This window comes from Streptomyces sp. WAC07094, from assembly GCF_036320405.1.
GTDB lineage: Bacteria > Actinomycetota > Actinomycetes > Streptomycetales > Streptomycetaceae > Streptomyces > Streptomyces lannensis.
On sequence record NZ_JAVMJZ010000001.1, the window covers coordinates 8,445,792 to 8,469,185 of the forward strand.

The 23,394-nt window shown below is 68.7% G+C and carries 20 protein-coding genes and 2 pseudogenes; 7 read left to right on the plus strand and 15 right to left on the minus strand.

Features of this window, described 5'->3' with window-relative positions; genetic code table 11:
- Positions 1–144 precede the first annotated feature (144 nt).
- The 7 genes from RCR19_RS37950 to RCR19_RS37980 all read right to left on the minus strand — a co-directional run bounded on the left by RCR19_RS37950 (position 145) and on the right by RCR19_RS37980 (position 7,314).
- Positions 145–1,374 carry a CoA transferase gene (locus tag RCR19_RS37950; protein WP_331269281.1) on the minus strand — a complete coding sequence of 410 codons (1,230 nt, stop codon included), beginning with the start codon at positions 1,372–1,374 and terminating at the stop codon, positions 145–147.
- Between the two features lie 5 nt (positions 1,375–1,379).
- Positions 1,380–2,600, minus strand: a complete 1,221-nt coding sequence (locus RCR19_RS37955; protein WP_331269282.1) for an acyl-CoA dehydrogenase family protein — start codon at positions 2,598–2,600, stop codon at positions 1,380–1,382.
- Between the two features lies 1 nt (position 2,601).
- On the minus strand, positions 2,602–3,552 hold the full coding sequence (locus tag RCR19_RS37960) for a 3-hydroxyacyl-CoA dehydrogenase NAD-binding domain-containing protein (protein WP_331269283.1): 951 nt from the start codon (positions 3,550–3,552) through the stop codon (positions 2,602–2,604).
- Positions 3,549–4,295, minus strand: a complete 747-nt coding sequence (locus RCR19_RS37965; RefSeq protein WP_331269284.1) for an acetoacetate decarboxylase — start codon at positions 4,293–4,295, stop codon at positions 3,549–3,551. The genes RCR19_RS37960 and RCR19_RS37965 overlap by 4 nt, the downstream gene beginning before the upstream one ends.
- 1 nt (position 4,296) lies before the next feature.
- Complete coding sequence (locus tag RCR19_RS37970; protein ID WP_331269285.1) at positions 4,297–5,064, minus strand: crotonase/enoyl-CoA hydratase family protein; 768 nt, start codon at positions 5,062–5,064, stop codon at positions 4,297–4,299.
- 37 nt (positions 5,065–5,101) lie between these two features.
- A complete protein-coding gene (locus RCR19_RS37975) occupies positions 5,102–6,259 on the minus strand; it encodes a CoA transferase (RefSeq protein WP_331269286.1) in 1,158 nt (385 codons plus the stop codon).
- A gap of 116 nt (positions 6,260–6,375) precedes the next feature.
- Positions 6,376–7,314 carry a LysR family transcriptional regulator gene (locus tag RCR19_RS37980; protein ID WP_331269670.1) on the minus strand — a complete coding sequence of 313 codons (939 nt, stop codon included), beginning with the start codon at positions 7,312–7,314 and terminating at the stop codon, positions 6,376–6,378.
- Between the two features lie 255 nt (positions 7,315–7,569).
- Between RCR19_RS37980 and RCR19_RS37985 the strand changes: the two genes are divergently transcribed.
- Positions 7,570–8,178 carry a TetR/AcrR family transcriptional regulator gene (locus RCR19_RS37985; protein WP_331269287.1) on the plus strand — a complete coding sequence of 203 codons (609 nt, stop codon included), beginning with the start codon at positions 7,570–7,572 and terminating at the stop codon, positions 8,176–8,178.
- Between the two features lie 154 nt (positions 8,179–8,332).
- On the opposite strand, the gene RCR19_RS37990 is transcribed toward RCR19_RS37985, so the two are convergent.
- A complete protein-coding gene (locus RCR19_RS37990; protein WP_331269288.1) occupies positions 8,333–9,097 on the minus strand; it encodes an SDR family oxidoreductase in 765 nt (254 codons plus the stop codon).
- A 362-nt stretch (positions 9,098–9,459) separates the two neighbouring features.
- A complete protein-coding gene (locus RCR19_RS37995; protein WP_331269289.1) occupies positions 9,460–10,917 on the minus strand; it encodes a carboxylesterase family protein in 1,458 nt (485 codons plus the stop codon).
- Positions 10,918–11,344: 427 nt separating this feature from the next.
- On the opposite strand from RCR19_RS37995, the gene RCR19_RS38000 reads away from it, so the two are divergent.
- On the plus strand, positions 11,345–12,322 hold the full coding sequence (locus tag RCR19_RS38000; protein WP_331269290.1) for an alpha/beta hydrolase: 978 nt from the start codon (positions 11,345–11,347) through the stop codon (positions 12,320–12,322).
- Between the two features lie 40 nt (positions 12,323–12,362).
- On the opposite strand, the gene RCR19_RS38005 is transcribed toward RCR19_RS38000, so the two are convergent.
- On the minus strand, positions 12,363–12,956 hold the full coding sequence (locus tag RCR19_RS38005; RefSeq protein WP_331269291.1) for an ABATE domain-containing protein: 594 nt from the start codon (positions 12,954–12,956) through the stop codon (positions 12,363–12,365).
- Positions 12,957–13,042: 86 nt separating this feature from the next.
- Between RCR19_RS38005 and RCR19_RS38010 the strand changes: the two are divergent.
- Positions 13,043–13,830, plus strand: a pseudogene (locus tag RCR19_RS38010) (MBL fold metallo-hydrolase).
- A gap of 386 nt (positions 13,831–14,216) precedes the next feature.
- Positions 14,217–14,864 carry an isochorismatase family cysteine hydrolase gene (locus RCR19_RS38015; protein ID WP_331269292.1) on the plus strand — a complete coding sequence of 216 codons (648 nt, stop codon included), beginning with the start codon at positions 14,217–14,219 and terminating at the stop codon, positions 14,862–14,864.
- 364 nt (positions 14,865–15,228) lie between these two features.
- Here RCR19_RS38015 and RCR19_RS38020 read toward each other — a convergent pair whose 3' ends face one another.
- Positions 15,229–16,065, minus strand: coding sequence for an SDR family NAD(P)-dependent oxidoreductase (locus RCR19_RS38020; RefSeq protein WP_331269293.1), 837 nt, complete (start codon positions 16,063–16,065; stop codon positions 15,229–15,231).
- A gap of 325 nt (positions 16,066–16,390) precedes the next feature.
- Positions 16,391–16,552, minus strand: a pseudogene (locus tag RCR19_RS38025) (IS5/IS1182 family transposase); the annotation flags it as partial.
- A 76-nt stretch (positions 16,553–16,628) separates the two neighbouring features.
- Here RCR19_RS38025 and RCR19_RS38030 point away from each other — a divergent pair.
- Complete coding sequence (locus tag RCR19_RS38030) at positions 16,629–17,012, plus strand: hypothetical protein (protein WP_331269294.1); 384 nt, start codon at positions 16,629–16,631, stop codon at positions 17,010–17,012.
- Positions 17,013–17,055: 43 nt separating this feature from the next.
- Here RCR19_RS38030 and RCR19_RS38035 read toward each other — a convergent pair whose 3' ends face one another.
- The 3 genes from RCR19_RS38035 to RCR19_RS38045 all read right to left on the minus strand — a co-directional run bounded on the left by RCR19_RS38035 (position 17,056) and on the right by RCR19_RS38045 (position 21,873).
- Entirely contained in the window at positions 17,056–18,471 is a 1,416-nt protein-coding gene (locus tag RCR19_RS38035; protein ID WP_331269295.1) for a hypothetical protein, read from the minus strand.
- 438 nt (positions 18,472–18,909) lie between these two features.
- On the minus strand, positions 18,910–19,965 hold the full coding sequence (locus RCR19_RS38040) for a PP2C family protein-serine/threonine phosphatase (RefSeq protein ID WP_331269296.1): 1,056 nt from the start codon (positions 19,963–19,965) through the stop codon (positions 18,910–18,912).
- Positions 19,966–20,370: 405 nt separating this feature from the next.
- Positions 20,371–21,873 (minus strand): FAD-dependent monooxygenase, encoded by a 1,503-nt coding sequence (locus RCR19_RS38045; protein ID WP_331269297.1) that lies wholly within the window; start codon positions 21,871–21,873, stop codon positions 20,371–20,373.
- An 83-nt stretch (positions 21,874–21,956) separates the two neighbouring features.
- Between RCR19_RS38045 and RCR19_RS38050 the strand changes: the two genes are divergently transcribed.
- Positions 21,957–22,613, plus strand: a complete 657-nt coding sequence (locus RCR19_RS38050; RefSeq protein ID WP_331269298.1) for a helix-turn-helix domain-containing protein — start codon at positions 21,957–21,959, stop codon at positions 22,611–22,613.
- A 156-nt stretch (positions 22,614–22,769) separates the two neighbouring features.
- On the plus strand, positions 22,770–23,213 hold the full coding sequence (locus RCR19_RS38055; RefSeq protein WP_331269299.1) for a GNAT family N-acetyltransferase: 444 nt from the start codon (positions 22,770–22,772) through the stop codon (positions 23,211–23,213).
- Positions 23,214–23,394 lie beyond the last annotated feature (181 nt).

Sequence of the window (23,394 nt, forward strand, 5' to 3'; positions counted from 1 at the left end):
GGCGCCCCGCAAGGGGCGTCCGGCCGCAAGGCCGGACGGGAATCCCTCGCCTCCAGACGGGGGAGCCTTCAATTAAGGAACGCAACCCCGAGGGAGCAGTTCACGGCCAGTGCGCTGAGCGGGTCTCTCCCGGCATCGTGCTCATCACGCCGCCTCCTCTTCCGGAGCGCCGGGGATCGCTCCCTGGCTGCGCAGCCGGACGACATCGGCGGGGCCGAATCCCAGCTCGGCGAGCACCTCGTCGTTGTGCTCGCCCAGGTCCGGCGCACGCTTGGCCGCCACCTTCGGCACCCCGCGCAGATTGATCGGGCTGCTGACGGTCTCCTTGAGATCGCTGACGCCTTCCAGGGGCACCACGATGTCGTTCGCGCGCAACTGCACGTCCTGCGCTGCCTCCTCCGGAGTCTGGATGAGGCTGAAGGTGATGCGCTCCCGGTCCAGGGCGTCCTTCCAGTGGGCGAAGGACTGCGAGCGGAACTCGGCGTCGAGCACCTCGCTCACGGCGGCGGCGTTCTTGAGCAGGCCCTCGGCGTCGGCGAAGCGGGGGTCCTCGAGCAGCTCGGGACGCCCGACGGCGCGCGCCAGTCCCGGCCAGTGCAGGGACGAGGTCGCCAGCATGAACCACCGGCCGTCCGCCGTGCGGTAGGGGTTGGTCAACGCGTTCACCGGTGCGTTGCGGTCGTGCAGCTCGAACGGCGTGCCCCCGGCGAGCGCACCGGCGACGAGGGTTCCGGTGGCCCAGACCCCGGTGGCGAGCAGTGAGGTTCCGACACTGGTCCCCTCCCCGGTCAGCTCACGGCGGTACAGGGCTGTCACGATGGCCCCGTAGAGCGCGACGGCGGAGGTGTAGTCGCCGCTGCCCCAGACCGGCACCGTCGGCGGGGCTCCCGCGTCCCGGGTGGAGGCCAGCAGCCCGCTGCGCGACCAGAAGGCGGTCAGGTCGAAGCCCGGCTGCCTGGCGTCGGGGCCTGCATCACCGAAGCCCGTGATGTCGGCGTAGACGACCCTCGGGTTCCAGCTCGACACCTGGTCGTAGTCGAGGTGCAGCTTTTCGCGTGTGCCGTGCGGGAAGTTGGTGATCACCACGTCTGCCCACTGGACGAGGCGCTTGAGAACCTCGGTGGTCGCCTGGGACTTGAGGTCGATCACCATGCCGCGCTTGTTGCGGTTGGCGAGGTGCCAGCCGTAGTTGGCCTCCGCCCGGGGGCTGGGCGGCACGAAGCTCAGCCGCCGCTGAGGGTCGCCCTGCCCCGGCGGTTCGATCTTTATGACGTCCGCTCCGAAGTCGGAGAGCATGGTGGCCGCCGCCGGTCCCGCGATGTAGGTCGACGCGTCCAGGACCTTCAGGCCGGTGAAGACGGAATGTGTGGTCATCGCCGTCACCCCACGAACGCGCTGTGGCCGGTGATCGACTTGCCGACGATGAGGGTCTGCATCTGGTGTGTGCCCTCGTAGGAGTAGAGGGCTTCGGCGTCGGAGAAGAACCGGGCGACGTCGTAGTCGAGGAGGATGCCGTTGCCGCCGAAGAGTTCGCGGCACCAGGCGACGACCTCGCGCATTCGGGCTGCGACGTACTCCTTGGCCAGGGCGGAGTGTTCGTCGCGGAAGATGCCCTGGTCCTGCAGCCGGGCGAGCTGTATGAGCATGCCCCATGAGGCGGTGATGTTGCCCAGGCTCTTGACCAGCAGGTCCTGCACCAGCTGGAACTTGGCGATGGGTCGGCCGAAGGCGATGCGCTCCTTCGCGTAGTCGAGCGCGAGTTCGTAGGCGCCGATCATGACGCCGAGGGCCTGCCAGGCGACCCCGCTGCGCGTCTGGCGCAGCACCTCGGCGACGTCGCGGAAGCCCTTGATGTTCTGCAGCCGGTTGGCTTCGGGCAGACGGACGTCGGTCAGGGTGATCTCGGCGTTCTGTACGATGCGCAGTGCGATCTTGCCTTCGATCTTCTCGGGCCTGAAGCCGGGGGTGCCCTTCTCGACGACGAAGGCCTTGACCTTGTTGTCCTCGACATCCCGGGCGAAGACCACGACGTAGTCGGCGAAGGTGGCGTTGCCGATCCACTTCTTGGCGCCGTTGAGGACCCAGGTGTCGCCGTCGCGCCGGGCGGTGGTGCGCATGCCGCCGGAGACGTCGGAGCCGCCGAGCGGTTCGGTCAGCGCGAACGCTCCGATCTTCTCCATCGTGGCCATGGCGGGCAGGAACCTGTCGCGCTGCTCCTGGCTGCCGCCGTAGTGGATGGAGTAGAAGCCGAGACCGTTGTGGACGCCGAAGAAGGTGGCGGTGGAGGCGTCGACGCGGCCTAGCTCGGTGGCGAGCATGCCACCCAATAGGTGGCTGCAGGCCGGCTTGTGCTCGCCGTACCCCTCGTAGGCGAGGGCGGCCAGTCCGCTGCCGCGGAACTTCTCGATGTACTCGAAGGGGAATTCGGCCTTGCCCCAGTACTCGTTGACCAGTGGCTTGATCTCCTTGCGCAGGAAGGCGCGGGCGTCGAGCAGTATCTTGCGCTCCTCGTCCGAAAGCAGCGTCTCGTAGCGGTAGAAGTCGGCGGCCGGCAGGTCGTCCATCGGGGCGGCGGGGGTGGGGACGGGGGTGGTGGTCATCTCAGTTCTCCTTCTGGTGCTGATTACGACGGATGTCCGCCAGGGCGGACAGGACGGCGAGTTGCCTGCGGTCACGGACTTCGGCGAGGTCGGCGTACGGGGTGGACTTGTAGGCCTTCTCCACCGCTTGGACGACCCGCTCCTGGTCCTCCGGCTCCTGGGAGGGCTCGCCGAGGGACATCTGCTGCATCGACGAACCGATGTGCTCGGTGATGTGGCGGTAGCCGCCGGGCCCACCGCCCAGGTGCGCGCCCAGGAACGGTCCGACCGTCGCCCAGCGGATGCCGAGCGAGTGGGTCACCACCGTGTCCAGGTCCTCGGGGGTCACCACGCCCTGCTGGACGAGGTAGACGGCCTGGCGGCTGAGCGCCTTCTGGAGACGGTTGCCCACGAACCCGGGAATCTCCTGGCGTTCGACGACGGGCGTACGACCGACGGCGGTGTAGAAGGCGACGGCCGCCTGCACGGACTCCTCGGTGGTGCGCTTGCCGGGCACCACCTCGACGAGCGGCAGCAGGTGGGGCGGGTTGAACGGATGTCCGATGAGGATGCGGCCCGCGTCCTCGATGTCCGTGGTGAAAGCGGTCGCCGGGATCGCCGACGACGAGCTCAGCAGCAGTGCGTGTCCAGGGGCTTCCCGGACGAGCTGGGCGAACAGCTCCTTCTTGAACTCCACGCGCTCCGGGGCGTTCTCCTGGACGACGTCCGCGTCGCGGACCGCTTCGGTCACATCGGCGGCGAGATGTACACGTGCGGCGAGGCCGTCGGTGTCCAGGCCCTGTGCGGCCAGGTGCGGACCGAACGCGGCAAGCGCCTCGGCGACCGCCTCCGCCAGATCGGGCCGAGGGTCGCTGACGCGGACGATCAGACCGTGTGCGGCGAACAAGGCTGTCCAGGACAGTCCGATGGTGCCCGCCCCGATCACGGCGGCGGTGCGGATGGGGTGTGTCACTGCATGTCTCCCTTCAGATAGTCGAAGACCGGCTCGACCGGAGCGAGGGTCAGGTCGGTGAGGATGTGGCTGGCGGAGACGATCTCGAGCACGGGCAGGTCCGCCAGCGGGGCGAGGACGTGGGCGAAGAGCTGGAGCCGTGCGGGGCCGGTGTAGGCCTCCTTGACGACCACGTCGGTGATCTCGGTGCGCACCAGCTCCTGGACACGCATGCCACGCCGGTAGCCCGGGACGGCCTTGAGCATGAAGGTGGGCACGGTGATCTGGGCCCTGGCCGTGTCCTCGTCGAGGGGCTGGTGCTTGTAGCCCATGGTCGCGGTGGCGACGCGAAGGGTTCCGTGGTCGAGGGTGCCGACGAGCGCCCCGTGGTCGACGTACAGGCTGGGTGCGCCGATGACCTTCGGATATGCGCTGACCTCGCGCCCGGACGCGGTGGCCGGGAAGTTGTCGAGGTACATAGCGTGCAGGTACTCGCCCTGTTCGCCCTCGAAGTGGACCTGGATGGCCTGTCCCGCCTCGGTGTAGGGCCCGAACCCGCTGACGTCGCCCATCTTCATGACCTCGAAGCGAACCAGCGGTTCGCCGATCCCAAGGGGTTCGGGGACGACGGCACGCAGTGCGCCGGGGTCGGTGCGGTAGACGACGTTCAGGTACTCGCGGTCGGTGAAGCGTGGGACCGTCGATGTGTACGCCGGGCTGGTCAGTGGGGTGGTCAGGTTCTTCCTGACGTCCTCGATGCGCATGTCACCGCCCCGTCCACCGAGGGGTCCGGCGCTCGGCGAAAGCGGTCATGCCCTCGCGCACGTCGGCAGAGGCCATCAGACCGGCCATCACCGTGCGCTGCGCGGCGAAGGCCTCGGCCTCGGGCACGCCGTCCGCGGCCCGGGTGACCGCCTTCACGGCGGCCAGCGCGAGCGGGGCGTTCGCAGCGAGCTGCTCGGCGAGCAGAAGGGCCTGTTCCACGGCCTGTCCGGTGGGCACGACCCGGTTGGCCAGGCCCAGTTCACCGGCCCGAGCGCCGCTCACCGGCTCGCCGGTCAGCAGGAACTCCATCGCGAGGTGGTACGGGATGCGCCGGGGCAGCCGGATCACTCCGCCGCCTGCGGCGATCAGTCCCCGCTTGACCTCCGGCAGGCCGAAATGGGCGTCCTCCGCAGCCACGATCAGATCGCAGGCCAGAGCCAGTTCGAATCCGCCGCCCATGGCCCAGCCCTCGACGGCGGCGATCAGCGGCTTGGTGCGCTCCACCTCGGTCACCCCGCCGAATCCACGCCCGGGGACGTTGGGGGACTCACCGCGCAGAGCGGCCTTGAGGTCCATGCCGGCGCTGAAGGTCCCGCCGGCGCCGGTCAGCACTCCGGTTCGGAGTTCCGGGTCGGCCTCCAGCTCGTCCAGTGCCTTGGCCAGGAGCGTGGCGACCACCGCGTTGACGGAGTTGCGTGCTTGCGGACGGTCGATCGTGATCAGCAGGGTTGTGCCCGCCCGCTGGGTGCGCACGTCGGTGGTGCTCATGGCTCGCCTCTCTCGGTGAGGTACAGGGGGGTGGGGTTCAGTGGCCGGACAGCTCGGCGAGGACTTCGGCGGTGTCCTGGCCCGGTACCGGGGCCAGACGGCGGATCGAAGCGGGTGTCGCGGAGAACTGCACCGGGATACCGATCGTGCGGATCGGTCCCTCGGTGGGGTGGACGACGGGCTCCAGCAGATGGCCGTCGCTGACGTAGGGGTCCTCGTGGGCGTGTTCCAGCTCCAGCACGGGGGCCATCGGGATGCTGTGCTTGGCGCACACCTCTTCCCACTCGGCCGTGGTCAGCGCCGGTGCGCACTCGTCGGCCAGCAGGGCAAGGCCGTCAAGGTCGGCCATGTCGATGGTCGCCCCGTTCACCCGGGGGTCGGCGGCGAGGTCCGGTCGCCCGGCGGCTACGAAGAAGTCGCGGAAGTTCTGCGGGGTGTAGGGGATGAGGCAGGCGAGGCCGTCCTTGGTGCGCCGTGCCCGGTGTTCCTTCGACATCGACCTGGGGTGGCCCGTGGGGCCGATCGCCGGCTCGAACTCGTGCCCCGCCAGATGCTCCACCAGATTGAACGCCAGGAGCGTGTCGGTCATCGGCACCTCGATGTGCTGTCCCTGCCCGGTGCAGCAGCGGTGCAGCAGGGCGGCGAGCACGCTGTAGACGATGGTCAGGGCGGAGACCTTGTCCCCGATGATCATCGGCAGGTACACCGGTGTGCCGAGCGCGCGGCGGGTGATGTCGACCAGCCCGGAGGCGGCCTGCACGGTTTCGTCGTAGGCGGCGTTGCCGGCCCGGTCGGAGTCGCTGCGGAAGCCCTGACCGTGGGCGTAGACGAGGCCCGGGTTGCGTGCGGCGACGTCGGCGTAGGTGAGGCCCAGTCGGTGCAGTGCGGCCGATCGCATGTTGGTGATCAGCACGTCCGCCGTGTCGATGAGCTTCAGGGCCTGCTCGTGCTGCGCCGGGTCCTTGAGATCGAGGGCGACGCTGCGCTTGTTGCGGTTGACGTTGAGGCTGAGGGCGGTCATGCCCGGGGTGACGTGATACCGGCCTACGCGAACGGTGTCGGAGGGCGACTCGATCTTGATCACGTCGGCGCCGAGATCACCCAGGATCTGGGCCGCGTACGGACCCATCACCACGGTGGACATGTCGATCACCCGTACGCCGTCGAGCGGTCCGGTCCTCAAGGATTCCGCCATCTCCTCTTCCTTTCGCGCCGTGCTTCGTCGTGCCTGATGCACAACGCTAATGAAGAGCGATGCCAGGTGGAATTATCGAAATAGGAACGGCGGTGTGACCGCAGCGGTCACACCGTTCACCGGGATTTCCCGGACGGCGTTTTCCGGGTATCGGACCGACGGTGGACGGGCTTGTCGAAAATGTCGCACGCGGCTGTGACCAGCTCCTTGAGGTCTCCGTCGGCACGGTCGCGGCGCCACACCAGGGCCGTGTCCAGGCTGGGGTGGAAGTCCGTGAACGGCAGTACCGTCACATTCTCGATGCTGTATCCCCGCATCGGGCTGTCCGGCTCGAGAATGGAGATACAGAATGCCGACCCGTTGGAAATGACCTCCGATATTCCGGCGTAGCCGGTGTCGGTGAGGGTGATGCGATTGCGAATACCGTGCTCCGTCAACGCCTGATCCAGCACTTCGAAATACGGGGGCCTGATGTCCTTGGGCGGGGGGATGTACGCGAGATCGGCCAGGTCGGCGAGGGCGACGGCGTCGCGGCCGGCGAAGCGATCGGCCGGTACGGCCGCACCCATGCGTTCCGACATGACGTTGATCAGGTCCAGGGCGGGGTCGGTGAACGGCAGTCGGGCCAGCGCCAGAGCGAGCCGGCCCTCGCGGACACCCGCTACCAGGGCCTGGGTGCTGCCCGGCCAGCGTTGGAGTTCGAACAGCCCTTGGACGCGGTCGGCGAGGGTGGCGACCCGCGCTCTCAGCTCGGGATTCAGTCCCGGAGGTATGCCGATCAGCGCGGTGCTGCGCTGCACCCGGGTCGCCTCACGCAGCCGCCATGGGATGGAGCTGAACTGATCGAGCACGTCACGGGCGATCGGAAGGAGGGCGGCGCCGGCCGGAGTGAGCGCGACGCTGTGGGTGTCCCGCTCGAACAGCCGCTGACCCAGTTCGCGCTCCAGATCTCTGATGCGCTGGCTCAGGGGGGACGTCGCCATGTGGAGCCGCCGAGCCGCTGCCGAGAAGTTGAGTTCCTCGGCGACCGCGACAAAATATCGCAGATGCAGCATTTCCACGTATTCAACGGTAGCCCCGCTTCGCCCGGCGGGCAGCGGAGCGTGGCGACGTCGAATTCGGACGTGTCGTCGCTTTCGGGCTCGCGTGGGGCGGTCCGGGTCAGTCGTGTGGAGAAGGCTGGAAAGGGGCGTGCGCCGATCGGCGCAGCGAGCGCCGGTCACCGGATCGGGCTGCGGAGCCCTGAGGTGTGACGGGTGCCCGCCACGGCCCTACAATGGACTGCGTAGTCCATTTTGAGGGGACGGGTCATGCGCGGTGAGCTGACGGCCAAGGGCAGGGCTACGCGGCAACGGATCATCGAAGGGGCGGCGGCGGTGCTGCGGGAACGGGGAGCCGCCCTGGCCACGCTGGACGACATCATGGCCAGAACCGGGACGAGCAAGGGTCAGCTGTTCCACTACTTTCCCGCAGGCAAGGACGAACTGCTTGTCGCGGTGGCCCAGTTCGAGGCGGATCAGGTCCTGGAGGACCAGCAGCCGTATCTGGGATGCCTGGACTCATGGGAGGCCTGGCAGCAGTGGCGGGACGTGGTGATCGAACGCTACGAAGCCCAAGGGGACGAGTGCCCGCTCGGTTCGCTGTTCTTCCAGATCGGTCGCTCGACTCCCGGCACGCGGGCGATCGTCATCGAGCTGCTGCGCCAGTGGCAGGAGAGCCTGGCGGCGGGCGTCCGGGCGCTCCAGGGAGCCGGGCTCATCCCTGCGGACGTCGATGCCGACATCAGGGCCGCGGCGCTGCTGGCAGCGATCCAAGGGGGCGTGTCCATCCTGCTGTCGACGGGCCGGTCCACCCATCTGCGGGCCGCCCTCGACCAGGGGATCGCGGACCTGCGCGGTACGAGCCACGCCGCGGTCTGACCCCGGCCGTCCCTTGCCCTCGGACCGGGCGGCTGTCCAGGCCGGCCGCATCACGTGCTTGACGCGGCCCGCCTGGGCTGGCGCCCGGCGGGGGCCGAAGGGTGGCTCCGCCGAAACCGCAGCTCCCGGGCGCTGACGGGCTCGGCGCCGTGCGTCAGGCGGCGATGACTGCCGCGGTGGTGCGGCCGCCGTCGACGTCGAGCACGATGCCGTGCACGAACGAGGACTCCTCGCCGGCCAGATACAGGGCGGCGTTCGCGATGGCGTCGGGAGTGCCCATGCGCCCGGCAGGGGTGCCCTTCATCATGACCTCGCCGGGGTGGACCTCTCCCGGCGCCGGGGTAAGCACCACGCCCGGAGAGATCGCGTTCACCCGGACACCCTGCGGTCCGAACTCCGCCGCCCAGGCCCGGGTCAGGGTCTCCACCGCTCCCTTGGTCGAGCTGTACAGGGCGCCGACCGGAATGCCCAGGCGCGCGATCCAGGAGCCCAGGTTGATGATCGAGCCCCCACCGGCCGCCACCATGGCGGGCGCGACGGCCGCGGTCAGGAAGAACGGGGCCTTCACGTTCACCGCGTAGACCTGGTCGAAGGTCTTCTCGTCGGTCGCCGCCGTGGTGTCGCCGGGGTAGATGCCAGCGTTGTTGACCAGGACGTCGATACGGCCGCCGAGGACCCGCGTCGCCTCCCGGGCCAGCCCCTCCGAGGCCGTGGCGCTGCCGTCCAGGTCGGCCTGCACGAAGTCGGCGCGGCCGCCACGGGCGCGGATCCGGTCGACGACCTCATTGCCCCGTTCGGCGTTGCGGCCCGAGACGGCGACGTGCGCCCCCTCGGCGGCGAAGGCCTCGGCGATCGCCCGCCCGATGTTGCTGGTTGCCCCTGTCACCAGGGCGGTCTTGCTCTCGAGCCGCATCGACATGGTCCACTCCGTTGCTCGCGTCTCACCGTGATCCCGAACGGCCGATTCGCATGGTGACGCCGGCCGGACGGGTGCCCTGGCGACCAGGGCGAGTGCCACTGTGCGACGACAAAAATGGACCTGCAAGTCCAAACTTTGAGGGCTCGACGCAGTGCGCCTTCCGGTACAGAGCGCAGGAGACGGTGACCGGGCCGCGGCTCGGGTGAGCGAAGGCGATCGGTCTGCCGTCCGTACTGCCTGTGCCGACCGGTACTACCGCGTGCCCGGCCTCTGAACGAGTCGGCGCCCCATGGGCGGCGCCGACCTCAGTCGCCGGCGGCCGGGTGCGGGGGTTGTCCCAGACGCCCGGAAGCCGGCTTGCCTCAGCCGAAGTGCCGGATCCCTGCGTCGGCCCCACGCGTGTACGCAGGCCAGTCACTCGCGGCGCCGGTGGCGACGAACGCCGCGACTGCCGTGGCGAAGTCAAGCCCCAGTGCTCGCTGACCGTCTCCCGGTTCGCCCAGCATCGGGCTGTCCGGGTAGCTGTCGAACGTCATGAAGAGGAAGGGCAGATCCACGCAGTGCGTGGCGCCCAGATGGTCGGGGTCGCCGGCGGGACGGTAGTCGAATTGGTAGACGTACGTGCCGTTGCCGTTGCCGTTGGCGGCGTGGTGGTCGGCTATCCGGAGCGCGTCGTTGCGGAAGAGAGCATCCGTGTGCAGCGCGGTGAAGACCTCGGCCGGTGTCCCGTGCGGGAGCTTCGTCGCGTACTGCCGATACACCGCCGGTGCATCGGAGCCGAGCCGCTCGGCCAGGAGGTCGAGGGCGCCTTGCTGTGTGAGCGACTGAACGCGGGAGTCGAAGGCGAAGAACGCGGTCATCTCGTTACGGGCGGTGCCGATCAGGAGGTCCTTGCCCTGAAGGCGCCCGTCCGAGAGGGCCTGCTGCCAGGAGGAAGGGAAGCCGGCGCCGCCCAGCACCGGGTACATGGGAGGGGCGGCGCTACCGGGGCGTGCCAGTCGGGCCCCCAACTCGGCATACGCGGAGAGTAGTTGCTCGACGGGAAGTGATCGGAGTGCCGCTCCGGGGTCGGCACTGCCCTCCACGCCCAACAGCTTCAGGTACTCCTCGGCGGCCTCGGCGGCCTGCTCCGGGTCTTGTGGCGCAAGGCCCCAGGGACCGCTCTGCAGAAGCAGACGATCGACCATGGAGCTGGTCGCGGGATCCAGTGCCAGGTAGAGGGCCGAGTACGCACCGGCCGACTGACCGCCGACGGTCACGGCGTGCGGATCGCCGCCGAAAGCAGCGACGTTGTCCCGTACCCACCGCAGCACAGCGCCCTGATCCCGAACTCCGAGGTTGTCGGCCCCGATCTGCGGCAGTTGCAGGTAACCGAGCGGCCCCAAACGGTAGTTGGCGGTGACCACCACCACGTTGCCGGTCTCCGCCAGACGGGCTCCGTCGTACCAGTCCCAGCCGCCCGAGCCGCTGGTGAAACCGCCTCCGTGGAACCAGACCAGAACGGGGCGAGGGCTCTTGTCCTCGAGGGCCGACCGCGGAGTCCACACGTTCAGGGTGAGGGAGTCGTCCTCGCTCCAATAGGGCTTGCGATGCCCCATGATCCGCTCCAGCCGGGACGGCCCCTGCGGTGCGGCCGTGCCGGCGCCGACGGCCTCACGTACTTCCGACCACCCTGGATGGTTCTGCGGTGCGGCCAAGCGCAGCGCGCCTACCGGTGAGGCGGCGTAAGGGATCCCGCGAAAGGCAAACACCGGCCCCTCGTCCGAGCCCCGGACCGTGCCTCGGTCCGTGGCCACAACCTGACTCATGAGGTCCGTCATCGTCTCCACCTCTCCTGCGCCATATGTGTTCTGACCTCGTTGTAATGCCGACGGCGCATGTATGCCAGAAGAGGTCGTGATTACGGCGAACGAAGGACAAGGGATCGGGTGATCCGACGAAAGTACGCTATCGAAGCGGGCGATCCTGCATCGCGAGCCCTCGCCCCGGCTCTTCTCGGGCATCCGGCCTCCTTTCGCCGCCGACTGTCAGGACTGCGATGCTGTGAGGAGGCGGCGGGGCGCCTTCACGGCGGCATCGCAGTTCCGCACGAGCCGGGGCACAGCCGCTGCCCCACTCCGGATGGACCGTGCCGGACCGAGGCCACGGTTCGCCTGCATCGCAGCGGAAGACGGCTTCGGGCGGACGGCGCATGGTGACGCCGGCGTCTCCGGGGTCCACACGCGGCGATCCGGTTCGGAGGTCGACATGGCGGGCACGGTCCAGCACACGTTCTTCGCGGTCAACGGGGTCAGGCTGCACGTCGCCGAGCAGGGCGCAGGCCCGCTTGTCGTGCTGCTGCACGGATTTCCGGAGAGCTGGTACTCGTGGCGGCATCAATTCGGTCCGCTGGCTGCGTCGGGGTACCGCGTCGTCGCCCCCGATCAGCGAGGTTACGCCCGCAGTGAGCAGCCCGAGGCCGTCGAGGCGTACACCCTGCTGCATCTCGCCGGGGATGTCATCGGGCTTGTCGATGCGCTGGGTGAGAAAAGGGTGGTGCTCGTGGGGCACGACTGGGGTGCCTTTGTGGCCTGGGTGACCGCCATGCTGCGTCCCGATGTCGTGCGCGCCGTCGCGGGCCTGAGCGTCCCGCCCGTACTGCCCGGGGGAATGAGTCCGCCGTCGATCACGCGCAAGAGGTACGGCGACGGCTTCTACCAGGTCGCCTTCCAGGAACCGGGAGTCGCCGACGCAGCGCTCGCCCGGGACCCGGAGACCACGTTCCGCCGGGTACTGTTCGGGGGCTCGGCGGACAACCCGTCCAGCATCGACCCCTGGATCGTCCCCGAAGGCGGCACGCTACTGGACTTCATGCCGGAGCCGGCACAGCTGCCGGAATGGCTCACCCAAGTGGACATCGAGGCCTTCGCCGACGACTACGTCCGTCATGGCGAACGGGCCTTCACCGGCGGCCTGAACTGGTACCGGAACGCCGAACGCAACTGGGAACTGCTCGCGGCCTTTCGCGGCCGACGGATCGAGGGGCCGGCGCTGTACATCGCCGGGGACCGCGACATGGTCGTCGGCATGTCCGGAGGCGGGGACGCCATCCTCAAGAGGGTCGAGCAGGCTGCACCACATCTCCGGCGCGGAGTGATCCTGCCCGGCTGCGGCCACTGGACCCAGCAGGAACGCCCGAACGACGTCAACCGGGAGCTCTTGGACTTCCTTGCGCAGTTGCCCTGACCCAATGACGACCGACAACTCGGCCCGAGGCTGTGTGGCGTCAGTGGGCGGCGCTGCGGCGCGCGTAGGCACGGGCCGCCCGGGCGCGGTCGCCGCAGCGAGTGGAGCACCAGTGGCGGCGGCCGTGGCGGAGCAGGAATCGGTTGCAGGGCGTGGAGCCGCATGCGGTGAGGCGTGCGGCGTCGGGGCCGGTGAGCAGGTCGGCAGCGTCGGCCGCGAGCGTGGCCAGGGCGTGGTCGACCATGGCGGTGGTGGGGTGGCGGATGGTCCGGTACGGGCCGGTTCTGTCATCCCACTGCAACAGCGGGGCGGTGGAGACGCGGGTCATCGCATCGTTGACGGCCGTGATGGCGGTGGGGTGAGCGGGCAGGCCGGAGGCGTGGGAGGCGAACAGCGATCTGATCTGTTCGCGAAGCGAGCGCAGTTGCGATGCGCACATCTCCCGCATGCCGGCGTCGACCGGGGCGAGGCCACGCTCCGTCAGCCACTGATTCGACTGCTCGGGAGTGCCCAGAAGATCCACGGTGAGGCCGCCGGGCAGCGCGATCGCGCTGTTGGCCAGGGCGATGGAGAGGTGCTCGTCCTCGCCTTGTGCGGGCGGCAGGACGGGCTGCTCGGTCACGGGCTCCTTCATGGTTCTCATGGTACGGATTGCGTGCATCCGTGAGAAGCAGCTACGGTCGTATCACGGTTCACTCGAATCTATCCGTGAGGTGTTTGGTGTCCTCTCTCCCCGCAGCGACCGAGCAGTTCCCCGTCCAGGTGTTCGGCGGCCCGACCGCAGGCTTCGAGTACGGCGGACTGCGGTTGTTGACCGATCCGACGTTCGACGGCCCTGGTGCATACGGCCGGCCGGGCCGCGTCCTGACCAAGACCGCCCCCGCCACCACTACGCCCGCCGACCTCGGCCGCATCGACCTGGTTCTGCTCTCGCACGACGAGCACCCCGACAACCTCGACAACTCCGGCCGCGCCCTTCTCGACGACGTTTCCCTGACCTTGACGACGCCCGGCGGCGGGCAGCCCTGGGGGGCAAGGCCAAGGGCCTGGCCGACTGGGAGTCCATCGAACTGAACCGTCCCGACGGCGGCACGATCACCGTCACCGGGGTCCCCGCGATCCACGGTCCAGGCCCGCGAGAGGAGGTGGAGCCGATCACCGGCCAGGTCGTCGGCTTCGTCCTGACCGGCGAGGGCCTGCCGACCGTCTATGTCAGCGGCGACAACGCTTCGCTGGACGCCGTTCGGGAGATCGCCGGCCGCTTCGCCCCGATCGACACCGCCATCCTCTTCGCCGGTGCCCCCCGCTTCCCCAGCCTTTTCGACAACCAGCTCATCGTCCTGGACAGCGCTCAGGCGGTCGAGGCCGCGGAGATCCTCGGCGCCCGTCGCGTCGTTCCCGTGCACTACGACAGCTGGGCCCACTTCACCGAGGGCCGCGACGACATCGAGGCGGCCTTCATCACCGCCGGGCTGTCCGACCGGCTGGACTGGGGCGGACGGAGCTGACGTCCGGGTACCCACGGCGGCGACAGAACGGGGAAGCCGGACACTCGTCATCCCGGGGCCCGGCCGATCGACCGGGCCTCGGCCGGGTGACGGCAACGATGTCGGAGGTCTGTTGGCCGTTCTGTGCGGCTGGGCACCACGGGAACGGGTTGCCCCCCACCTCAGCCGCGGCGTCGAGACACAGGGTGATGAGCGCCCGGCTCGCTCGGCCGACGACGAGCGTCAGTGTCAAGCTGAGAGTGCGAGAAGCCTTCGACGGCCATCAGCTCCGTGAGTGGGACTCGGACCCGGCGTCCGGTTCATCCGCACCTGCAGGCACGCCGCCCAGGTGTCTGCCGTGTCGAGTCGTCCAACTCCACCCGCGAAAAGACCGGAGCGAGGAAACGATGAACGACCAAGAGAGCGCCTACCCGCCGGAAGAGACCGCGCTGCTGGTCATCGACCCCTACAACGACTTCCTGTCCGAGGGCGGGAAGCTGTGGCCCGAGGCCAAGGAGGTTGCGGAAGGCGTGGGACTGCTCGACCATATGCGCGCGATGCTCTCCGCGGCCCGCAGCCTGGGTTTCCACGTCTTCATCGTGCCCCACCACCAGACCAAGCCCGGTGACTACCGCACGTGGGACCACCTGTCCCCGACCCAGCAGCATGTCGTCCAGAGGCAGGTGTTCGCCGCGGGCAGCTGGGGAGCCGAGTGGCACCCTGACTTCGTCCCGCGCGAGGGAGAGCTCGTCATGCGCCAGCACTGGGCGTCGAGCGGCTTCGCCAACACCGATCTGGACATGCTGCTCAAACAACATCGTGTTCAGAAGATCGTACTCATCGGCATGAAGGCCAACACCTGCGTCGACACCACAGCACGCTTCGGCCAGGAACTGGGTTACCACGTGACGCTCATCCGTGACGCCATCGGCGCCTTCAACTGGGACGAGATGAGGGCGACGTTCGACATCAACGCGCCCGCGTACGCGCACGCCGTACTCACCACCGACGAGTTCCTCACGATGGTGGACAAGCGGCCTCACGAAATGGCCTGATGACGTGCGGGCTGCGCGAGCCGCTCGCCACGGAGGACACGAGGCGGGCGGGTTCGTCACGTGAAGGGGCGTACGTGACCCCTCCGGTGAACGGGCTGATGAGGAATCGCGGAGGCCTGAAAACCCCCGACTGTCCTGGACCTCGGATGCAAGCCGCTGTGTCACCTGACACCGTGTGATCCCTGCCCCTCGTGCCCCTGGATCGTTGACACGCGCACGTCCAGGCCGAGGGTCCCGCCGACCGGAACGGGTCCCACACCTGGTCACCGGGAGGACCGGGCCGCCGTCCTCGAGGAGCGGCCAGACGAGGAGCGACGGCTCCGCGACCCATGTGTCCGTGGACGCGCCGCCGACACCACGGCGCTCATGCGTCGACCGCGCGGGTGGTCTCGGCCCAGGTGTCCAGGTCGGCCAGGCGCGCGGTGAGGGCGTTGCGCATGGCGTCCGCGCCCGAGGCGCCCAACGCCAGTCGAAGGGGCGGTGTGTCGCTGGCTGCGGCGGTTCGGATCCCGGCCGCGATGCGCGCCGGTGATGCGAAGGCCGACGCGGGCAGTTCACCGATCGACTTCTGGACCTCGCGGACGGTCTGGTCGTAGTCGGGGACCACGGCCGCGAGGTCGAGGTTGTCGAGGAACGCGGTGGCGGTGGGTCCGGGCTGGACCATGGTGACTTTGATGCCGAGCGGGGCGAGTTCGTCGACGAGCGCGTCCGACAGCCCCTCGACGGCGTACTTGGTCGCTGCCAGGAGGCCGACGCCGGGATGGGCGCTCTGCCCGTAGAGCGAGGAGCCCTGGAAGACGTGGCCGGAGCGCTGTGCGCGCAGCACGGGCAGCGTCGCACGGAGTACGTTGAGGACGCCGAAGACGTTGGTGTCGAAGATGGCGCGGGCCTGCTCGTCGGTGGCCTCCTCGACGGCGCCGAAGAGGCCGTATCCCGCGTTGTTGGCGACTACGTCGATGCGGCCGAATCGGTCGACGGCCTGCTCGACCGCCGTGGTCACGGCTGCCTGGTCGCGTACGTCCGTGTCGATCAGGAGCAGCCGGTCGGGGTGGGCCGCCTGGAGGTCCTTGAGCGATGCCGTGCTGCGGGAGAGCGCGGCGACGTTCTCTCCGGCCTCGAGCGCTTGGGCGGTGAGCTCGCGGCCGATACCGGAGGTGGCGCCGGTGATCAGCCAGGTGGGGGACTGGGATTTGTGTGTCATATTTACGACCGTAATGCGACTCTCGTGCTGCTTCGACCGCACCCGTATCGATGGCGCCTGCAGTGGACCGGCAGTGCCGACGAACAAGGTGTGTGTCCCCTGTCGAGGCCGTTCAGCACGGCGGCGATTGCCACCCAGATCGCAGGCCGAACCGCAGCGCCGAATGCCGGTCGCCCGGCCGTCTCGCGTCCAGCCGGCCGCCCCCTGGTGATCGCCTCGGAGGGTCCTGCCGTGACTTGTCCGGCCGGTCGGCCGACGTGTCCCGCGAGCGGATCGCCGGGTCGGCCTCCGGTCGCGCCTTGACCCGATCCGTGGACCTCGCTGCCCGGGTGGGTAGCAGGGTGCCCTCCACGATCAGCACCGCGTCCTTCGCGAACCGCTTGCGTGGCTCGAGCGCGAGCTTCTGGCCGAGGTGGTCAATGACACGACTGACCGGGGACTTCAACACGCCGGACGGAGGGTCCAGTTGCCGCAAGGTCGGGTCGGTGCACAACGGATCATTTCAGTTGCCGACGCCCCTCCCCCCGACTGATCCTGGGCACCGGGCAAGCAAGGGGGACAAGATGGGACTGGTGCTCTTTCCAGGCGACGACGACGTGGCGAGCCCGGACATCTCCTGGTCCTACTCCGGCTTCGGCATGTTCAGGAAGTGGTTGGCCCAGGCCGAGGGGTTCACGCTCGCCGAGATGGGCGGCTTCGGTGGAGATCGCCAGTGGTGCAGCGTCTCCACCGCGCTGGCACTACTGCTCAACCATCCGGACGACGATGGCCCCAACCTCGCGCCCGCTCAATGCGAGGCAATGTTGCCCCGGCTGGAAGCGATTCTCGACCAACATCAGCCTGACGACAGCGACCCCGATTTCCGACGGCCACTCGAAGACGTCAGCCAGTTGGTCACCGTCCTGCGGTTCTGTGTAGACAAGGACGTTGAGCTCATCTTCGGCTGACCACGGGAGCGGGGCGCCCCATCGTTGAGGGGATGGCCCACGGTTACGGGACAAACCAGTGGCGGGCGCGCTGATCGTCGACCAGGGCGAGGCTGTGCTGTCCGCCTCCGTCGATGGTGTGTACGTGGGTGAGGAATCGGGTGCAGGGTGCAGTTTGGCCGGGCGCGCACACTCGAACCGGCGTGTTCCGGTCGGCGGTGGTGCCGTCACCGAGCTGACCGAGATCGTTGTTTCCCCACGCGAGAGCGGCGTCCTTGGCCAGCGCCAGGCTGTGGCGTCCGCCTGCGGTGATGGTGCTGACGTGGGTGAGGAATCGGGTGCAGGGGGCGGTCTGGCCGGGCGCGCACACGGGAACCGGTGTGCGCCGGTTGGTGTTGGTGCCGTCACCCAGCTGACCGGCACCGTTGTTGCCCCAGGCGAGAGCGGCGCCGCCATCGCGCAGCGCCAGGCTGTGAGTGCGGCCTGCGCCGATGGTGTGGACGTCGGTGAGGAATCGGGTGCAGGGGGCGGTCTGGCCGGGCGCGCACACCCGGACCGGCGCGCGCCGGTTGGTGGTGGTGCCGTCACCCAGCTCACCGAAACCGTTCTCCCCCCAGGCGAAGGCTGTACCGTCCTTGCCCAGCGCCAGGCTGTGAGTGCGGCCTGCGGCGATGGCGTGGACGTGGGTGAGGAATTGGGTGCAGGGGGCGGTCTGGCCGGGCGCGCACACCCGAACCGGTGTGCTCCGGTTGGTGGTGGTGCCGTCACCCAGCTGACCGAAACCGTTGGTTCCCCAGGCGACGACGGTGTCGTCCTTGCGCAGCGCCAGGCTGTGCCCGCCGTGTGCCGTGATGGTGTGGACGTGGGTGAGGAATTGAGTACAGGGGGCAGTTTGGCCGGGCGCGCACACCCGGACCGGTGTGCTCCGGTTGGTGGTGGTGCCGTCCCCCAGTTGACCGCCGCCGTTGTTGCCCCAGGCGAGGACAGTGCCGTCTTTGCGCAGCGCGAGGCTGTGGCTGGTGCCTGCGGCGATGTCCACCACGTCGGTGAGGAATCGGGTGCAGGGGGCTGTCTGGCCGGGCGCGCACACCCGGACCGGAGTGTGCCGGTTGATGGTGGTGCCGTCACCCAGCTGACCCGAATCGTTGTCTCCCCAGGCGAGGACAGTGCCGTCCTTGCGCAGCGCGAGGCTGTTGGTGGTGCCTGCGGCGATGCCCACCACGTCGGTGAGGAAGCGGGTGCAGGGGGCTGTCCGGCCGGGCGCGCACACTGAAACCGGCGTGCTCCGGTGGATGGTGGTGCCGTCACCCAGCTGACCCGAGCCGTTGTCTCCCCAGGCGAGGGTGGTGACGTCGGGTTTGCCGGCGTCGGCCGCAGGGGTCTGCCATGCGCCAGGGGACGCGGCGGTAGCCATCAGGGCCGCCACGGCGACGGCGACAACGCGCCTGTGCAGCGGCCTGCCATCGCGTGCGAGAAGCATGGGAAGCCTTTCATGCAACTGGAAGCGGGCCGGCCCCCGAAGGAGTCGGCTCGGTTGAACGTCATCAGACAGATTTGCGGGGCTCCTCGGAGATTCCTCATCCATAAGGCGCGATACGCCGGATTTCCCCCTGATGGACCTGACGAGCGGGCTCTTGTAGTTGGAGACCGGTGCTGACTTCGAGGTATTTCTGAGCCGAACGGCTTCTGCGCGCCGACTCCGGGACATCTGGTCCCGGCGGCACGACGTCATGCTCAAGACGGGCAGCCGTCGGCCTGGACCGGCCCGTGTCATCGACAGCCTCCATGCCGGAGGACCGGCCCGGGTCCACAAGGCGACAGTCACCCGACAGCAGAGGCGTTTCGTTCTCTTCCTCCCGGAAGACCTGACTCAATGGGTCGCCTGATGGTGACACCGCCTCATTGTGCTGGGCCCTCTTCAGTCACCGTCCACATGCGCCGGCTGTTCGAGTCGCCTTGAGGTGCACTCGGCGTCGTGGTGCTGCACGGCGACGAGGGCAACATCGTCGTCCAGGCGCATTTCACCGCCCACATGGTCGGCCAGACCGTCGAGGACGTAGCGGAGCAGGTCGCCGGGGTCGCAACCCGACCATGCGGCGATTCGGGCGTCCAGTTCGTAGAAGTTGCCTCCTGTGTCACGCGCTTCGGCGACACCGTCCGTGTAGAGGAGCACGATGGCGCCGGTGGCCAGGGGGAGCACAGTCGTGGCGTAGTCGGAGGTGCGCGTGTTGTTGAGCCCCAGCGGGGGTGCGGGCAGCATCGACGGGAGGGAGTGAGCCTTGCCGTGGTCGATGACGAACGGGGGAGGGTGGCCGCAGTTGATCATGCGCACGCTCGATCCGTCGGCGGGTATCTCCAGTAGCAGCGCGGTGATGAAACGCTCCGCGGCATTGGGGTCCGTGGCGGAGATTTCGTCGAAGTGCGCCTGGACGGCCTCGTCGAGCGTGGCCATGAGCTGCGAGAGGGACGGTGTTCTGCGGGCGGTACTGCGGAAGGCGCCGAGGAGGGCGGCTGCGTCCTCCACCGCGGGCAACCCCTTCCCTTTCACGTCCCCTATCAGGATGCGGACGCTGTGGGGGGTGGACGACACAGCGTAGAGGTCGCCACCCACCAGCGCATGAGGATGCGAGGCATGGTATTCGGAGCGGATGCGCAGTGAGCCGATGGACGGAGGTAGCGGGCGCAGTAGAACACGCTGGACGGTCTCGGCGACCGTGCGCAGTTCGATCAATTCTCGAGTATTGCGTTCCCGCAGGGTCCGAAATGCGATGACGCAACCTGAAACAAGGATTATTGCCAATAGGTGCACCGCGAATATGGAGGTGCCGAGCAGGCCGTCGTACGCGTCGAGCACCAGGGAACCGACGCACGAGAGGCCGGCGATCACGGCAGTCAACCGTGCACCGGCGAGAGTGGCGGTCGCCGCCGGGACGGTGGCCATCAGAGAGGCCAGGTGCTCGGATCGGGGAAGCATGAATCCGGCGACCATAATGGCGGCGATCATCGTGAGCGCGATTAGGAAGGGCCCATAGCGGGTGGTGACAAAGGAGCCCCACGTTGGCCTCAATCCGGTCCTCAGCGCTATGTCTCGCAGAAGTTCGGGCTGGCGCACCACAAACCCAGTTTATCATGCAGAATCATGGACACGGGAAATTACTTCGGACGGGGATGCGTTGAGGATTTTCGCGATGCGTGTACCTGCATTCCGCATACCTCTGGTTATGCGTGTGAAGAAGGGTCGCATCTTGCATGGAATGCCGGCCGCTTTCTGTCTGAAGCGCCATCCCTGGATGCGGTGGCGCGCGCATCGATGCGCGCGCCACCGCATCCAGGGATGGCGAAGCGGGGCAGCTTCGGGCAGGCCGCGGCCGAGCCGGTTTCAGGACAGCGCCACCGGGTCGCCCGCGAGTGCGGCGAGCAGGTCGTCGCCGCACTCGGCGGAAGTGTCGGCAGCCCAGCCGACATAGCCGTCAGGGCGGATGAGCAGGGCGGCGGCCCCAAGATCGTCGACGCAGGTGGCGCGGACCAGGTCGACTCGCGGCGGAAGTTCGAGTTCGGCCGGGACGGCGCCGGTGAGATCGAGCAGTACGGCATGTCCTGAGGCGAAGAGCGCCGAGAGTCGGGTGGGGCCCGCCGTGGTGACCAGGTCGGTGTCCGGCACGCGCCGTCCGGTCAGCGGGTGCTTTCCGGGCAACTCGTAGCGGAGCGAGAGCCCGGACATCAGGCCCGCCAAGTGACGGTTGGCGTCCGGTAGTCGCATGAGGTCGATGAAGATGGCACGCAGGGCGGCCACGTCCTCGTTCGGGTGCGGATCGGCCAGCACCCGCTGCGCCGAGGTGTGGTGCAGGACCTGGGCTCCGACCGGGTGCCGTTCGGCCTGGTAGCTGTCCAGGAGGTCGCTGGGCGCCCGACCCTGGACGACCGAGGCCAGTTTCCACCCGAGGTTGAACGCGTCCTGTATTCCGAGGTTCAGTCCCTGGCCGCCCAGCGGGGGGTGGATGTGTGCTGCGTCGCCGGCGAACAGGACCCGGCCCGCACGGTAGTCCTCCAACTGGCGCGTGGCGTCGCCGAATCGCGAGGAGTTGTCCACGCCGCCGAGCGAGGTCTCCTGGCCGTACACCGCCCGGAGCGCCGCGGTGATCTCTTCGTGGGTGACCGGAGTGTCGCGGTCGACGTCCGCCCGGTCCGCGCGTCCGAAGGTGAAGCGGTACCGGTCGCCGCCGAGAGGGGCCAGCATGGCCCAGTAGCCGCCCCCTTGGCGGGTGAGGGTGCTCATGTGCCCCATCTCCTGAGGCACCAGTGGCGAGACGGCGGACAGACGGATGTCGGCCAACACCGCCTGATGCGTCCCGGGCCTACCGGGAAACGGCAGCCCGAGCAGTTTCCGCACCGTGCTGTGGCCACCGTCGCAGGCCGCCAGGTAGCTGGCCCGCACGTGCAGGCCACCCGCCGCGACGACCACACCGTCGTCGTCCGCCTGGACCGCTGAGACCGCGGCGCCGCGCAGGACCCGTGCACCGGCGCCGATCGCCCGCTCCTCAAGCACCTCCTCGATCTCCCACTGTGGGATCGCGATCGGGTGGGGGTGCCTGGTCCGCCACGGAGCGCAGTCCAGAGGCACGGGCAGAGCAGCGAAGTGCCCGCCGATCGGCTCTCGCAGCACGGCCCGGCGCCGCAACGGTTCGAGCAGCCCGCGCAGTTCCAGCATTTCAGCGGTGCGGGGCTGGATAGCGCCGCCCTTCACCTGCCGGATGCGTTCGGGCAGCTTCTCCAGCACCACGGTCTCGACCCCCGCCAGGGTGAGTTCACACGCAAGCATCAGTCCGGTCGGGCCTGCGCCCACGACGACGACCTCGGTCTCGATCTCGGTCAACACCTTCACTCCCTCAGCATTTCTCGCCTCGGAGTAAATGTATACCAGGTGCAGAAATATCCTCGGGGAAGATCTCTGTTACGGTGTGCGTCGTGGACGGCAGGCCAGGGCTACGGGAACGGAAGAAGCGGCGGACCCATGCGGCGATCTCCGACGCGGCGATCGCGCTGTTTCTCGAGCACGGCTTCAACCAGGTCTCGGTGGCGCAGGTGGCGGAGGCCGCCGAGGTGTCCAAGCGGACGCTGTTCGCCTACTTCCCGACCAAGGAAGACCTCGTGGTGCATCGCCTCGCCGACCACGAGACCGAAACGGCGCGTGTTGTGCGGGACCGCTTGCCCCCCACCGCCCCACTGACCGCAGTGCGCCAGCACTTCCTCAAGGGGCTGGACGACCGGGACCCGATCACGGGGCTCAACGACCACCCGCAGGTGCTGCGGCTCACCCGGATGATCCTCGACACGCCTTCACTGGTGGCCCGGATGGAAGGCTTCAAGGCCGGCGCCGAACGTGCGCTCGCCGATGCGTTGCAGGAGACGGCCGCAACCCCGGAGCTCACCGCGCGGCTGGCCGCCGTCCAGATCGTCGCGGTCCAGTGGGCGCTGGCGCAGGACAACGCCGCACGTCTGGCGTACGGAGAACCGGCGGACGCGCGTCATCCGGGAGCTGTGGCCGACGCGGACCATGCGTTCACGCTGTTGGAGAACGGACTGGGCGATCTGTCCCGCAGCCGTGACACCAGTGCCCGATGATCGCCCCATGGCAGGTCTCGCCGACGGCGACGCTCTTCGGTGACCGTCTGTCGTGCCCTGGGTCCTGCGGTTAAGGTCCCGGGGCACGGGCGGTGTCGGAAGTGCGGGTGGTGCGTGAGGTGTTGGCGTCTCCCGCGGAAGAGAAGGGTGGCGCTGGTGAGGATCGAGAAGGCGATCGAAGCGGATGTCGAGCTCGTGGCGCACTTCCTCGGCGAGGTCGAGGCCTACTACGGCGGGGTCGACACCCGCGTGGATCAGGAGCAGATCCGCGTGGCGCTCTTCGGCCCACAACCCGTTGCCACCGTCTTGATCGCCCGCGAAGGCGACACAGCTCTCGGATTCGCCTCGTACAGCTTCGTCTGGCCTGCCGCCGGCGCCGACACGTCGATCTATCTCAAGGAACTGTTCGTACGTGAGGCTCACCGGCGCGACGGTGTCGCGGGGCGGCTCATGGAAGCCGTCCGCGAGGCGGGCCGTGCAGCCGGCTGCTCGCGGATGGAGTGGACCGCGGACGCCGGCAATCCTCCGGCCCTCGACTTCTACAGAGCCCAGGGTGTCGAGCCGCGTGCGGACAAGCCCTTCTATCGCACCAGCCTGTAGCCCGTCGGCCTCGCCATGCCCGCTCGCCGCGCGGGTCCGCGGTGGGGCTCTGTACCGCGCGGGCCGTCCCCGAGTGCCGGTCCGGCCGGGGCGGCAGGGGTCGTGTGCGCCGCTGCGGGTGCGGTGTTCGCCCCGGGTGCCTGAGGGCGAGCATGGGATATATGGGCGCGAAGTCGGATAT

Excerpts from the sequence above, each read along its gene's own strand:
- RCR19_RS37950 (WP_331269281.1), bottom strand. The coding sequence starts at position 1,374 with ATGACCACACATTCCGTCTTCACCGGCCTGAAGGTCCTGGACGCGTCG.
- RCR19_RS37955 (WP_331269282.1), bottom strand. The coding sequence starts at position 2,600 with ATGACCACCACCCCCGTCCCCACCCCCGCCGCCCCGATGGACGACCTG.
- RCR19_RS37965 (WP_331269284.1), bottom strand. The coding sequence starts at position 4,295 with ATGCGCATCGAGGACGTCAGGAAGAACCTGACCACCCCACTGACCAGC.
- RCR19_RS37970 (WP_331269285.1), bottom strand. The coding sequence starts at position 5,064 with ATGAGCACCACCGACGTGCGCACCCAGCGGGCGGGCACAACCCTGCTG.
- RCR19_RS37975 (WP_331269286.1), bottom strand. The coding sequence starts at position 6,259 with ATGGCGGAATCCTTGAGGACCGGACCGCTCGACGGCGTACGGGTGATC.
- RCR19_RS37980 (WP_331269670.1), bottom strand. The coding sequence starts at position 7,314 with ATGCTGCATCTGCGATATTTTGTCGCGGTCGCCGAGGAACTCAACTTC.
- RCR19_RS37985 (WP_331269287.1), top strand. The coding sequence starts at position 7,570 with ATGCGCGGTGAGCTGACGGCCAAGGGCAGGGCTACGCGGCAACGGATC.
- RCR19_RS37990 (WP_331269288.1), bottom strand. The coding sequence starts at position 9,097 with ATGTCGATGCGGCTCGAGAGCAAGACCGCCCTGGTGACAGGGGCAACC.
- RCR19_RS37995 (WP_331269289.1), bottom strand. The coding sequence starts at position 10,917 with ATGACGGACCTCATGAGTCAGGTTGTGGCCACGGACCGAGGCACGGTC.
- RCR19_RS38000 (WP_331269290.1), top strand. The coding sequence starts at position 11,345 with ATGGCGGGCACGGTCCAGCACACGTTCTTCGCGGTCAACGGGGTCAGG.
- RCR19_RS38005 (WP_331269291.1), bottom strand. The coding sequence starts at position 12,956 with ATGAAGGAGCCCGTGACCGAGCAGCCCGTCCTGCCGCCCGCACAAGGC.
- RCR19_RS38015 (WP_331269292.1), top strand. The coding sequence starts at position 14,217 with ATGAACGACCAAGAGAGCGCCTACCCGCCGGAAGAGACCGCGCTGCTG.
- RCR19_RS38020 (WP_331269293.1), bottom strand. The coding sequence starts at position 16,065 with ATGACACACAAATCCCAGTCCCCCACCTGGCTGATCACCGGCGCCACC.
- RCR19_RS38030 (WP_331269294.1), top strand. The coding sequence starts at position 16,629 with ATGGGACTGGTGCTCTTTCCAGGCGACGACGACGTGGCGAGCCCGGAC.
- RCR19_RS38035 (WP_331269295.1), bottom strand. The coding sequence starts at position 18,471 with ATGCTTCTCGCACGCGATGGCAGGCCGCTGCACAGGCGCGTTGTCGCC.
- RCR19_RS38040 (WP_331269296.1), bottom strand. The coding sequence starts at position 19,965 with ATGCTTCCCCGATCCGAGCACCTGGCCTCTCTGATGGCCACCGTCCCG.